The following is a 13,003-nucleotide window of genomic DNA, read 5'->3' on the forward strand; positions in this document are numbered from 1 at the left end:
CAGGCCCGGGCCCCGTGGTCAGCCCGGCGTCGGCCTGGCGAGCCTGACGTCAGCCTGGCGTCAGCGCGGGACGGTGGCGTGGGCGAGCTGCAGCGGGCCGTCGTAGCCGGGCACCTCGACCTGCTGCTGCGACAGCTGCCACCCCAGGCCCACGCGGGAGGCGTCCAACAGGTAGGCCTGGACGGCCGGAGAGGCGTCGACAGCCGCCCGCAGCTGGGCGGGGTCTCCCACGGCCCTCACGGTGTACGGCGGGGCGTACAGGCGTCCCTGGAGCCGCAGCACGTTGCCGACGCAGCGCACCGCGGACGTCGAGATGATGCGCTGGTCCTGCAGCCCGACGGCGGTGGCGCCGCCGGCCCAGAGCGCGTTGACGACGGCCTGGAGGTCCTGCTGGTGGACGATCAGGGTGTCGGCGCTGACCCCGGTGGCAGCCGCGCCGTCGCCTGCGCGGGGCGCGTCGTCGAGGGTGATGACGAGGCCCTGCCCGGAGACGGCGTCGAGGCCGGCGGGCGCGGAGAGGTCCTCCTGCTCGGCCTGCAGCTGCTGGGCCTGCGGGTCGTCGACCTCGCGGCCGAGCGCGTCGACGTCGGCCTGCAGCCGGGCGAGGCGGTCGCTGTCGCGGGCCACGTCGCGCTCGCGCGCCACCACCTGGGAGCGCAGGTCGCTGCCGCTGGCGCGCAGGTCGGTGCCGTCGGCGGTGCGGGCGCTGGTGGCGAACAGGCCCCCGGCGAGCACCAGGACCCCGACGACGCCCACCGTCCCCAGCCGCGGCTTCCGCACTGCGGCGAGCAGACGGGTGCGGCGGCTCGGGGACCCGCCGGGCGCGGTCTCCTCCTGCGGCGGCGGCGCCTCGTCGGGCACGGGTGCCCTCCTTCGCGGTCCGGGGCGACTACCCTCGCGGGCGTACAGCCCTGCTGAGGAGGACCAGTGCCCGAGTCGAGGATACGTCGCCGCCGCGCGTGGACAGCCCCGCGCGAGAAGAGCGCCGGCCCCCGCCCGAGCCCCCGCTGGTGGGTTCCCGTGATGCTCGGGCTGATGCTGGTCGGGCTCGTCTGGATCGTCGTCTACTACATCAGCGGCACCCAGTACCCCGTGCCGTCGTGGGGCGCCGGCAACCTCGCCGCCGGCTTCGGCGTCGTGCTCGTGGGCTTCGCCATGACCACGCGCTGGCGCTGACCGCTCCCCCGGACTCGGGTCAGACGGCCAGGTAGCCCGTCGCCGCGAGCTTCGCGACGGCGGCCACCAGGAGCACGAGGAGCACCACCCCGGTGCCCACCAGCTGCACCGGGGTGCGCACCCTCTGGGGCGCGAGGGCCATGACGGCGCCGAGGGCGGCGCCGGTGACGAGCCCGCCCAGGTGCGCCTGCCAGGCGATGTTCGGCACCACGAACCCGATGACGCCGTTGATGAGGATCAGGACGACGATCTGGCCGGGGTTCTGGCGCAGCTTGCGCTGGACGACCAGCAGCGCGCCGAAGAGGCCGAACACGGCGCCGGAAGCGCCCACGGACGGCTGGAACCACGACGTCGTGCCTGGCGAGGCCAGGAGCAGGGAGCCCACGGAGCCGCCCAGGGCGGCAACCAGGTAGACGGCTGCGAAGCGGGACCTGCCGAGCACCTGCTCGAGGTAGGTCCCGATGGTGAAGAGCACGTACATGTTGAACGCGATGTGGATCCAGCTGCCGTGGAGGAAGGCGGCGGTGAGGAACCGCCACGGCTCGACGCCCCCCAGGAAGGGTGCGAAGGCGAGGTCCGAGGTGGTCTGCGGCACGGCCATCTGCAGCAGGAACACCGCCACGCACGCGCCGATGAGCGTGAGCGTGACCACGGGGCGGCCCCGGCGCACCTGGCCCCCGAAGGCCGTCCGCGCCTGGCGGCCGGTGCGGCTGGCCTCGCGGACGCAGTCGACGCAGTGGACGCCGACCGCCGCCGGCCGCTGGCACTCGGGGCACGCGGGCCGCTCGCAGCGCTGGCAGCGGACGTACGACTCCCGGTCGGGGTGCCGCGGGCAGACGGGGGGCCCCTGGGGGCCCTGGTCGCCGCCGGGCGCCGCGGCGCCCCCGACCGGGTCGGTCATCGGCTGGTCAGCCGCTGATCTCGACGGACTCGACGACCACCGGCTCGACCGGGCGGTCCATGGCGCCGGTGCGGACGGCGGCGATGGCGTCGACGACCTTGCGGCTCTCCTCGTCGGCGACCTCGCCGAAGATCGTGTGCTTGCCCTGCAGCCACGTGGTGGCGGCGACGGTGATGAAGAACTGCGAGCCGTTGGTGCCCGAGCCGCCGCGCTTGCCCGCGTTGGCCATGGCCAGCAGGTAGGGCTTGGTGAACGTCAGCTCGGGGTGGATCTCGTCGTCGAAGGTGTAGCCGGGACCGCCGGTGCCGTTCCCGACCGGGTCACCGCCCTGGATCATGAACCCGGGGATGATGCGGTGGAACGTCAGCCCGTCGAAGAACGGGTCGCTGCGCTTGGCGCCCGTCTGGGGGTCGGTCCACTCCTTCTCGCCGGTCGCGAGGCCGGTGAAGTTCTTCACCGTCTTCGGAGCGTGGTCGGGGAAGAGCGTCACGCGGACGTCCCCGTGGTTGGTGTGGAGCGTCGCTTCCATGCCTCCCATCCTCGCACCCGGTGCGATCTGCACCCCTCGCTGGGCGGATCACGGCCCCCTTCGGCAGGATGGTCGCGACGGTCCGGGAGCCGGGCCCGGGAGGAGGACGCGTGTTCGGGAGCAAGAACCGGGCCGAGCGGACCGCCGCGGCGGTCAGCCACGCCACGAAGGCGGCCGGGACGTCGATCGCCGGCACCGCCGAGCAGACGGCGTCGCGAGCGGCCGGAGAGATCAGGGGAGCCGGTCGCAGCGCGAAGCGCTCGGCGCAGGCCAAGGGCCAGGCGGCAGCGGCCGCGGGTGCCGCGCTGTCGGCGGGGGCCCTCACGGGCGCCCACAAGCTGGCCAAGAACGCCGGCGAGCTGAGGGAGCAGGCGGGGCCGGCTGCGGCGCACGCCAAGGAGAACGCCGCCGCGTACGCAGCGCAGGCGCGCGAGGCCGCGGGCACCTACGCCGGGCAGGCCCGCGACTGGGCGGGCCCCAAGGCCCAGGAGGCGTACGCGTGGGCCGCGCCGCGCGTCGTCGACGCGCGCGACCGGTCGCTGAAGGTGGCCGCCCCCAAGGTGGAGCACGCCGCTGACGCGCTCGTGCCGAAGGTCGACAGCGCCCGCGACACCATCGTCGAGGAGTGGCTGCCCCGCGCCGTCGCCGCGGTGAGCGCCGCAGCGGCTGCCGCCGCCGCGAAGGCCGGCGAGGCGACGGACGTGGCCGCTCACGGCACCACGAGCCGCCTGGCCGACGTCAGCAAGGGCGCCCGCGCCCTGCAGCCGCAGGTGCGCACGCGCCGCAGCCGCCTGCGCCGCGTCGTGCTGTTCGGCACCATCACCGCCGCCGCCGTCGGCGCGGGCTACGCCGTGTGGAAGTCGCGCCAGCAGGCCGCTGTGGACCCGTGGGTCCCGGCGACCGCACCCGGCACCGGGGTGAGCACCGCTCCGTCCGGCCAGAGCCGGCTGTCGTCCGCGACGCCCGGTGCGTCCGGCTCCGCGAGCGGCGGTCTGGGCGGCGGCAGCCTCGCCAGCACCACCTCCGACGTCGACACCCCCGCTCCTGACGGCTCGTCCGCGTCGCAGGGCGGCCAGAAGGCGGCCGACAAGGCCAAGGGCGTCGTCGAGGACCTGAAGAGCAAGGCCCAGGACGTCGCCGAGACCGTCAAGGACAAGGCCGAGGACGTCGCGTCCACCGCGAAGGACAAGGCCGACGACGCCAAGGGCAAGGCCCAGGGCGCCGTCGACGACGCGAAGGCGAAGGCCGAGGAGGCCGAGGACTCCGCGAAGAGCTCGGGCTCGGCCTCGACGCAGCCGCCGGTGCGCTCCACGAGCGCCACCACGGCCGGCAGCGCCGACTCGGTGCTGGGTGACGTCACCAAGCCCGCCACCACCCCGACCCCGAAGCCGAAGCCGGGTTCCACCGGCCGCTGAGGCGGGTCCACGCGAGAGGGCCGGTCACCCCGTCGGGGGTGACCGGCCCTCTCGCGTGTCACGTGGTGGTGGAGACGAGGGGACTCGAACCCCTAACCCCCTGCATGCAAAGCAGGTGCGCTACCAATTGCGCCACGTCCCCGGGCACGTTCTGGGTGGGCCTAACAGGATTTGAACCTGTGACCTCTTCCTTATCAGGGAAGCGCTCTAACCAACTGAGCTATAGGCCCGTTCCGGGGCGCACTCGCACCGGGCAGGAGCGAGGTTACAGCACCCGCGGGGTCAGTCGTCGCTGAGGGTCAGCCGGATGCCTCCGACCAGACCGCTGGCGAGGTTGTAGAGCAGCGCCGCGATGGTGGTGACCAGGGTGACCAGCACCACGTCGACGACCGCGAGGAAGACCGTCACCGACAGCACGCGGGGCAGGCTGAGCAGGTCGGCGAGGCGGAAGTCGCTCTCGGTGCCGACGACGTCGCTGATGACGCTGTCGAGCTGCGTGAACACGCCCATGGCGTTGAGGACGGCCCACAGCAGCGTCACGACGACGACGGCGATGATGCCGAGCGCCACCGACAGCAGGAAGGCCAGCCGCGCGACGGACCACAGGTTGACCCGCGACAGACTCAGCCGCACGCGGCGGGGCGCGTCGGAGCCGGCCGCCGCGGCCGCCGGAGCAGACCCCTCAGCGGGCTGCGGGGCCGAGGGGGAGGACGCCGCCGGGCGCGCGACCGGGCGGGTGGCGGCGGCCGACGCCGCACCCGCGGCACCGCCCGCGCCGCCCGCGGCAGCGGGCCGCGCCGCCGAGGCGGTGGGCCGCGCCGGGGACACCAGCGGCTGGCGCACGGTGGACGAGGCGCTCACCGGCGGCCGGCCCGCGCCAGACCCCACCGCAGCTCCCGGTGCAGCGGCGGGACGCGCCCCGGGGGCACCCGGGGCGCTGGAGGAACTGGCGGAGGGACTGACGCCGGCACCGCCGGCAGCGGTGCCCTGGCCAGCGGGGCGGGCGGCGGACGCCGCAGGAGCACCGGCTGCGGGAGCTGGCTTCCCCGCGGTGCCGGCCCCTTCGTCAGCGGCACCGCCGGGGGTGCGCGCGTCGGTCTTCTCCGTCGGGCTCACGCCCCACCTCCGGTGTCGGGATCGCCCGACGCTACGGCATCCGGACCGTCGTCGTCGGGTGCCTCGCCGGACCCCTCGACCGGCGCCTCGGCGGCGCCGGCGACGGTCCCGTCGGCTCCCGGCTCACCGGGCGCGCCCTCGCCGTCGCTGATCTCCTCCTCGACGGCGCGCTCGACGTTGCGGGCGACCAGGAGGATCTGGTCCTTGGCGTCGACGCGGGCGAAGGAGACGCCCATGGTGTCGCGGCCCGTGGCCCGCACCTCGGCGGCGCGGCTGCGGACGACCTTGCCGCTGGCCATGACGACGAGCACCTCGTCCTCGTCGCCCACGAGCAGCACGCCGGCGAGGTCCCCACCGCGTTCGGAGGGCTTGGCCACCCGCACGCCGTACCCGCCGCGGCCCTGCACGCGGTACTGGTCGACCGCGGTGCGCTTCGCGGTGCCGGAGGCGAAGACGACGAAGACGTCCTCCGGGGTGGAGTCGCGCACGACGTCCATCGCGAGGAGCTCGTCGCCGTCGCGGAAGCGCATCCCGGTGACGCCCGAGGTCGCGCGGCCCATCGGGCGCAGCGCGTCGTCGGAGGCGGTGAAGCGCACCGACTGGCCCTGGCGGGAGACCAGGAGCAGGTCGTCCTCGTCGCCGACCAGCCGCGCCGAGACGAGCTCGTCGCCGTCGCGCAGGTTGATGGCCACGACGCCGCCCGAGCGGGGGGAGTCGTACTCGGTGAGGCGCGTCTTCTTCACCAGGCCGCTCTTCGTGGCGAGCACGAGGAAGGGGGCCTGGGCGTAGTCGCGCAGGTCCAGGACCTGGGCGATCGTCTCACCGGGCTGGAACGCCAGCAGGTTGGCCACGTGCTGGCCGCGGGCGTCGCGGCCGCCCTCGGGCAGCTCGTGGGCCTTGGCGCGGTAGACCCTGCCGAAGTTGGTGAAGAACAGCACCCAGTGGTGGGTCGTCGTCGTGAAGAACGAGCTGACCACGTCGTCGGCGCGCAGGGCCGCGCCGCGCACGCCCTTGCCGCCGCGGCGCTGGGCCCGGTAGGCGTCGACCCGGGTGCGCTTGGCGTACCCGCCCGAGGTGATCGTGACGACCACGTCCTCCTCGGGGATCAGGTCCTCGATGCTCATGTCGCCCTCGAAGGGGACGATGCGCGTGCGCCGCTCGTCGCCGTACTTGGCGACGATCTCGGAGAGCTCCTCGCCGACGATCGTCCGCTGGCGGGCGGGGCGGGCGAGGATGTCCTCGAAGTCGGCGATCTGCGCGACGAGGGCGTCGTGCTCGTCGATGATCTTCTGCCGCTCCAGGGCCGCCAGGCGCCGCAGCTGCATCTCGAGGATGGCGTTGGCCTGCAGCTCGTCGATGTCGAGCAGGCCCATCAGACCGGTGCGGGCGTCGTCGGTGGTGGCCGAGGCCCGGATCAGCGAGATGACGGCGTCAAGGGCGTCGAGGGCCTTCAGCTGGCCGATGAGGATGTGCGCCCGCTGCTGCGCGCGGCGCAGGCGGTACTGCGTGCGCCGGACGATGACCTCGAGCTGGTGGGTGATCCACTGCGTGACGAAGGCGTTGATCGGCAGCGTGCGGGGCACGCCGTCGACCAGCGCCAGCATGTTCGCGCTGAAGTTCTCCTGCAGCGGGGTGTGCTTGTAGAGGTTGTTCAGCACGACCTTCGCGACGGCGTCGCGCTTGAGCACGACGACGAGGCGCTGGCCCGTCTTGCCGGAGCTCTCGTCGCGCACGTCGGCGATGCCGGCGAGGCGGCCGTCGCGGACGAGGTCGGCGATCTTGGAGGCCAGGTTGTCGGGGTTGACCTGGTAGGGCAGCTCGGTGATGACCAGGCACTGCCGGTTCTGGATCTCCTCGACCTGCACCACGGCGCGCATCGTGATGCTGCCGCGGCCGGTGCGGTACGTGTCCTCGATGCCGGAGCGGCCGAGGATCGTGGCCGCGGTCGGGAAGTCGGGGCCCTGCACGCGCACGAGCAGCGCGTCGAGCAGCTCCTCGTCGGTGGCGTCGGGGTGGGCGAGCGCCCACTGCACGCCGTCGGCCACCTCGCGCAGGTTGTGCGGCGGGATGTTGGTGGCCATGCCGACGGCGATGCCCGCCGAGCCGTTGACCAGCAGGTTCGGGAACCGGGCCGGCAGGACGTCGGGCTCGAGCTCGCGGCCGTCGTAGTTGGGCGAGAAGTCGACGGTCTCCTCGTCGATGTCGCGCACCATCTCCAGGGCCAGCGGCGCCATGCGGCACTCGGTGTACCGCGGCGCGGCGGCCGGGTCGTTGCCCGGCGAGCCGAAGTTGCCCTGGCCGGCGACCAGCGGGTACCGCAGCGACCAGTCCTGGGCCAGGCGGACCAGGGCGTCGTAGATCGCCGTGTCGCCGTGGGGGTGGTAGTTGCCCATGACGTCGCCGACGACGCGCGCGCACTTGGAGTACGGCCGGTCGGGGCGGTAGCCGCCGTCGTACATCGCGTAGAGCACGCGCCGGTGGACCGGCTTGAGGCCGTCGCGCACGTCGGGCAGCGCCCGGCTGACGATGACGCTCATGGCGTAGTCGAGGTAGGACCGCTGCATCTCCAGCTGCAGGTCGATCTGCTCGATCCGGTCGCCGGAGCCGCCGCTGCCGGCGACGGCGGTCGTGGTGGGCGGCTCAGACATCGAGGAACCTCACGTCGTGGGCGTTGCGCTGGATGAAGGAGCGACGCGACTCGACGTCCTCCCCCATCAGCACCGAGAAGATGGTGTCGGCGGCGGCGGCGTCGTCGAGGGTGACCTGCCGCAGCGTGCGGTGGGCGCGGTCCATCGTGGTGGTCGCGAGCTCGTCCCAGTTCATCTCGCCGAGGCCCTTGTAGCGCTGGACGGCGCCCTCCTTGGGCAGGCGGCCGCCGTTCGCGGTGCCGTCGGCCACGACCGCGTCGCGCTCCCGGTCGGAGAAGACGAAGTCGTGCTCGCGGTTGGACCACTTGACCCGGTACAGCGGGGGCTGGGCCAGGTAGACGTGGCCCGCCTCGACCAGGGGCCGCATGTAGCGGAACAGCAGCGTGAGCAGCAGCGTGGTGATGTGCTGGCCGTCGACGTCGGCGTCGGCCATGAGCACGATCTTGTGGTACCGCAGCTTGGAGAGGTCGAACTCCTCGCCGATGCCGGTGCCGAACGCCGTGATCAGCGCCTGGACCTCCTGGTTGCCCAGGGCCTTGTCCAGGCGGGCCTTCTCGACGTTCAGGATCTTGCCGCGGATCGGCAGGATGGCCTGGGTCTCGGGGTCGCGGCCCTTGGAGGCGGAGCCTCCGGCCGAGTCGCCCTCGACGATGAAGACCTCGCAGCGCGCCGGGTCGTTGCTCTGGCAGTCCTTGAGCTTGCCGGGCAGGCCGACGCCGTCGAGGAAGCTCTTGCGGCGGGTGGCCTCGCGGGCCTTGCGGGCGGCCAGGCGGGCCAGGGAGGCGCTGATGCCCTTGCGCACGACGGCCTTGGCCTCGGCCGGGTTCCGCTCGAGCCAGTCGGACAGGTGCTCCGTCATCCGGTTCTGGACGAAGCCCTTGACCTCGGTGTTGCCGAGCTTGGTCTTGGTCTGGCCCTCGAACTGCGGCTCGCCGAGCTTGACCGAGATGACGGCGGTGAGGCCCTCGCGGACGTCGTCGCCGGTGAGGTTCTCGTCCTTCTCCTTGAGGAGGTTGTTGGCCCGCGCGTAGCGGTTGACCAGAGCGGTCAGCGCGGCGCGGAAGCCCTCCTCGTGGGTGCCGCCCTCGTGGGTGTTGATGACGTTGGCGTAGGTGTGGACCGACTCGGAGTACCCGGTGGTCCACTGCATCGCGACCTCGAGCGACATCCCGCGGTCGGGGTCCTCGGCGTCGAAGGCGATGACGGTCTCGTGGACGGCCTCGGAGCGCTTCTGGTTGTTGAGGTGCCGGACGTAGTCGGTCAGGCCGCCGTCGTACCGGTAGGTGACCGAGCGGGCCTTCACGGACTCGTCGTAGTCCTCGCCCTCCTCGGTGGGGGCGGGGCGCTCGTCGGACAGGCGGATCTGCAGCCCGCGGTTGAGGAAGGCGTACTGCTGCAGGCGCGCGCGGAGCGTCTCGTAGTCGAAGACGACGGTCTCGAAGGTCTCCTCCGAGGGCCAGAACGTCACCGTGGTGCCGGTCTCGTCGCTGGCCTCGCCCTTCACCAGGGGGGCCTCGGGGACGCCGTGGCGGTACGCCTGGCGCCAGACGTGGCCCTGGCGGCGGACCTCGACCTCCACGCGCTGCGACAGGGCGTTGACCACGGAGATGCCGACGCCGTGCAGGCCGCCGGAGACGGCGTAGCCGCCGCCGCCGAACTTGCCGCCGGCGTGCAGGACGGTCAGCACGACCTCGACGGCCGGCTTGCCCTCGGAGGGGATGACGTCGACCGGGATGCCGCGGCCGTCGTCGACGACGCGGACGCCGCCGTCGGCCAGGAGCGCCACGTCGATCGTGGTGGCGTGGCCGGCGAGGGCCTCGTCGACGGAGTTGTCGACGACCTCCCAGACCAGGTGGTGCAGGCCCCGCTCACCGGTGGAGCCGATGTACATGCCGGGGCGCTTCCGCACCGCCTCCAGGCCCTCGAGGATCTGGATGTTGCTGGCGTCGTACGTGGACGACGGCGGGGTGCTCGTGCGCGGCTCCGCCAGCGGCTCGACCAGAGCCTCCGGGGTGGGCTGCGCGCCCTCGGCGTCGTCGGTGGGGTCGGCCACGGTCCTCCTCGAGCATCAGCGCGCCCAGCGGGGCGCCCAGGGCGTCCATCTTACGCGGTGCCCTCCGACAGCCCGTCCCGGACGCGCCTCCCCGGCTCCAGACCCACCCGTCTGCGGCCCGTAGACGCCGTTCTGCGGGCCCAGCAGCCCTCCGGGCAGCCCCCGGGTCCACCCGGGGGTCCTGCGGCGGCCCTGCTCCTTTCCCGCTGCGGTCGTGCTGGGGCTCAGCCGTAGGTGTCCCGCGGTCCCCGCCCACCGGCCGAGCGGCTCCCGGCGCGCCAGGACGGCCCCGCGGGCCCCTTCACCACGAGCCGGGTGACGACGCCCTCGCCGAGCTCCTCGCCGAGGCGCCGCAGCACGGCGGCGCTCAGCAGGCGCACCTGCGTGGCCCAGGCGGTGGAGTCGGCCCGCACCACCAGCTCGCCCTCGGCGAAGGTCTCGGGCTCGCAGTGGGCCGCGACCTCGGCCCCGACCACCTGCTCCCAGCGCCCCATCACCCCGCCGACGGCGACGGGGGTGCGCCAGCCCCGCTCGCTGACGAGGCGCCCGATGCTCGAGCTCACGGTCTGGGGGTCGCGGGCGTCCGGCCGGGCGCCGCTGCGGCCGGCGGTGCCCCGGTCGGCCGCGCCGGGCTGCCCGCCGCCGGCACCGGGGGCGCCCCCGCCGCGCGCCGGGGTCAGCGACCCGGGGCGCCCGGGCCGGGCACCCCGCGCACGGGCGGCGGCCCGGGCGCGGTGCAGGGCCGTCGCCGCCGCGTCGGGCCCGTCGTCGGCGGCCGCGTCTCCCGCCGGGGGCTGCTCAGGCACCCGGGACGCCCGGGGCGGCGGTGCTGGTGGTCACGGTGCCGGCGGTCACGGTGCCCCCCCGCACCTGCAGCCGGTTCCCGGCCAGCTCGGGCGGCACGTCCTCGGCGACGGCGGCGGTCACGAGCACCTGCTCCGCACCGGCCACCAGGCCCGCGAGCCGCGTGCGGCGCCCGGCGTCGAGCTCGGCGAAGACGTCGTCGAGGACGAGCACGGGCTCGGTGGCCGGGTCGCGCGGGCCCTCCCCGCAGAGCAGCTCGTACAGGCCGAGGCGCAGCGCCAGGGCGTACGACCAGGACTCCCCGTGGCTCGCGTAGCCGCGCGCCGGCAGGGCGTTGAGGTCCAGCGCGAGGTCGTCGCGCTGGGGGCCGACCAGGGAGGTGCCCCGCTCCAGCTCGTCGCTGCGCACCTGGGCCATCTGCTCGAGCAGGGCCTGGGCCAGCTCCGCGCGCGGGGGCAGCGGGGCGTCGGGCTCCGAGAGGTCGAGGTCGGCCAGCAGCGGCAGCGAGCTGCGGTACCCCAGGCGCACGGGACCGGCGCCGTCCGCGCCCGGCTGCCCGCTGACGGCGGCGTAGGCCCTGCTGACGTGCGGGTGCAGGCGCTGCACGAGGAGCAGGCGCGCGGCCAGCAGCTCGGCGCCCGCGGCGGCCAGGTGGGTGTCCCAGACCTCCAGGGTGGCGGCCTCGGCCGCGGCAGGGTCGTCCCAGCCCGCCTCGCGCGCGGCCTGCGAGGCCCGCTCCCGCGCCCGCGAGCCGCGCCCGCCGGCCCCGGAGCCCCGGCGGGCGGCCGCCGCCTGGCGCAGCAGGGTCCCGCGCTGCCGAAGCACGCGGTCGAGGTCGGAGCGGACCCCGGCCAGGCGCGGTGCCAGCGCGACCAGGGCCTCGTCCATGAAGCGGCGGCGCCCGTCGGGCTCGCCCTTGACCAGGGCGAGGTCCTCCGGGGCGAAGAGCACCGTGCGCAGGGTGCCCAGCACGTCGCGGGCCCGCGGCAGCTGGGCGCGGTTCAGCCGTGCGCGGTTGGCGCGCCCGGGAGAGATCTCGAGCTCGACGAGCGTCGAGCGCTCCTCGCGCTGCACCCTGGTGCGCACCACGGCGCGCTCGGCGCCGGCGCGCACCAGGGGGGCGTCGGTGGCAGCCCGGTGGCTCCCGAGGGAGGCCACGTACCCGATCGCCTCGACGAGGTTGGTCTTGCCCTGCCCGTTGGGCCCGACCAGGGCGGTCGGGCCCGGGCCGAGCTCGACATCCGCCTCGGCGTAGTTGCGGAAGTCGACCAGGGACAGGTGCGTGACGTGCACCCGGCCCCGCCCGTCAGCGGGAGGTGGAGCCGGTGCCGGAGCTCGGTCCGGCCTCGGCGGCGCTGGCCTCCTGGGCGCCCTGCTCGGGCTCCCCGCCGCTGGTCTGGTCGGCCGCCGCGTCGTCCCCGCCGAGGGACTCCACGGCGTGGCCGCCGAACTGGTTGCGCAGCGCGGCCACCATCTTCATGGCCGGGGAGTCGTCCTGGCGGGAGGCGAAGCGGGCGAAGAGCGCCGCGGTGATCGCCGGCATCGGGACCGACTCGTTGATGGCCTCCTCGACCGTCCAGCGGCCCTCGCCCGAGTCGTTCACGTACCCGCGGATCGAGCCCAGGCTGGTGCCCTCGGCCTCGAGGGCCCGCACCAGCAGGTCGAGGAGCCAGGAGCGCACGACCGTGCCGCGCGTCCACGCCTTGAAGGAGCCGGTGACGTCGGTGACGATGTCCTTGGCGGTGAGCAGCTCGAAGCCCTCGGCGTAGGCCTGCATGAGGCCGTACTCGATGCCGTTGTGGACCATCTTCGCGTAGTGGCCGGCGCCGACGGCGCCCGCGTGCACGAAGCCCTCCTCGCGGGGGCCCTCGGGACGCAGCGCGTCGAAGACGGGCAGCAGGCGCTCGACCAGGTCGGCCTCGCCGCCGCACATCAGGCCGTAGCCGTTGTCGAGGCCCCAGATGCCGCCGGAGACGCCGCAGTCGACGAACCCGACGCCCTTCTCGGCGAGGGACTCCGCGTGCGCGGCGTCGTCGGTGTACTTGGAGTTGCCGCCGTCGATGACGACGTCGCCCTCGGACAGCAGGCCCTTGAGCTGGTCGATGACCTTGTGGGTGATCTCGCCCGCGGGGACCATCACCCAGACCGCGCGGGGCGCCGGCAGCGCCTCGACGAGCGCCTCCATGCTGGGGACGTCGGACAGGTCGGGGTTGTTGTCGAAGCCGGTGACCTCGACACCCCCGCGGCGCAGGCGGGTGCGCATGTTGCCGCCCATCTTGCCCAGGCCCACAAGACCGATGTGCATGGTTCCTCCAGCGTCGCGTTCGGGGGTGCTCGGGCTGCTCACGTGGTGGTCGGCAG

At 74.3% G+C, this 13,003-nt stretch carries 11 protein-coding genes and 2 tRNA genes; 2 read left to right on the forward strand and 11 right to left on the reverse strand.

Translation table 11 applies throughout. From position 1 onward, the window contains the following. Positions 1-60: 60 nt before the first annotated feature. Complete coding sequence (locus F1641_RS23455; RefSeq protein WP_194907412.1) at positions 61-861, reverse strand: DUF881 domain-containing protein; 801 nt, start codon at positions 859-861, stop codon at positions 61-63. Positions 862-927: 66 nt separating this feature from the next. On the opposite strand from F1641_RS23455, the gene F1641_RS16700 reads away from it, so the two are divergent. After that, entirely contained in the window at positions 928-1,176 is a 249-nt protein-coding gene (locus F1641_RS16700) for a cell division protein CrgA (RefSeq protein ID WP_194907413.1), read from the forward strand. Positions 1,177-1,195: 19 nt separating this feature from the next. On the opposite strand, the gene F1641_RS16705 is transcribed toward F1641_RS16700, so the two are convergent. Beyond that, complete coding sequence (locus tag F1641_RS16705; protein WP_194907414.1) at positions 1,196-2,077, reverse strand: rhomboid family intramembrane serine protease; 882 nt, start codon at positions 2,075-2,077, stop codon at positions 1,196-1,198. A gap of 7 nt (positions 2,078-2,084) precedes the next feature. Next, on the reverse strand, positions 2,085-2,606 hold the full coding sequence (locus tag F1641_RS16710; RefSeq protein WP_194907415.1) for a peptidylprolyl isomerase: 522 nt from the start codon (positions 2,604-2,606) through the stop codon (positions 2,085-2,087). A 110-nt stretch (positions 2,607-2,716) separates the two neighbouring features. Between F1641_RS16710 and F1641_RS16715 the strand changes: the two genes are divergently transcribed. After that, complete coding sequence (locus F1641_RS16715; protein WP_194907417.1) at positions 2,717-4,021, forward strand: hypothetical protein; 1,305 nt, start codon at positions 2,717-2,719, stop codon at positions 4,019-4,021. Between the two features lie 66 nt (positions 4,022-4,087). Here the strand turns inward: F1641_RS16715 and F1641_RS16720 are convergent. From F1641_RS16720 to gnd, 8 genes are all read right to left on the reverse strand, one after another. Next, positions 4,088-4,163 (reverse strand) — tRNA-Ala (locus tag F1641_RS16720). 14 nt (positions 4,164-4,177) lie between these two features. Then, positions 4,178-4,251 (reverse strand) — tRNA-Ile (locus F1641_RS16725). Positions 4,252-4,303: 52 nt separating this feature from the next. Next, on the reverse strand, positions 4,304-4,882 hold the full coding sequence (locus tag F1641_RS16730) for a DUF3566 domain-containing protein (protein WP_194907418.1): 579 nt from the start codon (positions 4,880-4,882) through the stop codon (positions 4,304-4,306). Between the two features lie 251 nt (positions 4,883-5,133). Then, positions 5,134-7,785, reverse strand: coding sequence for a DNA gyrase subunit A (gene gyrA / locus F1641_RS16735; RefSeq protein WP_194907419.1), 2,652 nt, complete (start codon positions 7,783-7,785; stop codon positions 5,134-5,136). Then, a complete protein-coding gene (gyrB, locus tag F1641_RS16740; RefSeq protein ID WP_375541500.1) occupies positions 7,778-9,838 on the reverse strand; it encodes a DNA topoisomerase (ATP-hydrolyzing) subunit B in 2,061 nt (686 codons plus the stop codon). The genes gyrA and gyrB overlap by 8 nt, the downstream gene beginning before the upstream one ends. Positions 9,839-10,062: 224 nt before the next feature. Then, a complete protein-coding gene (locus F1641_RS16745; protein ID WP_194907420.1) occupies positions 10,063-10,644 on the reverse strand; it encodes a DUF721 domain-containing protein in 582 nt (193 codons plus the stop codon). Then, a complete protein-coding gene (locus F1641_RS16750) occupies positions 10,637-11,935 on the reverse strand; it encodes a DNA replication/repair protein RecF (RefSeq protein ID WP_194907421.1) in 1,299 nt (432 codons plus the stop codon). The genes F1641_RS16745 and F1641_RS16750 overlap by 8 nt, the downstream gene beginning before the upstream one ends. A 13-nt stretch (positions 11,936-11,948) precedes the next feature. Continuing rightward, positions 11,949-12,947 (reverse strand): phosphogluconate dehydrogenase (NAD(+)-dependent, decarboxylating), encoded by a 999-nt coding sequence (gene gnd, locus F1641_RS16755; RefSeq protein WP_194907422.1) that lies wholly within the window; start codon positions 12,945-12,947, stop codon positions 11,949-11,951. Between the last annotated feature and the right edge of the window lie 56 nt (positions 12,948-13,003).

Origin of the sequence: Quadrisphaera sp. INWT6, assembly GCF_015390235.1 — a bacterium.
In the GTDB taxonomy this organism is placed as follows: Bacteria; Actinomycetota; Actinomycetes; order Actinomycetales; family Quadrisphaeraceae; genus Quadrisphaera.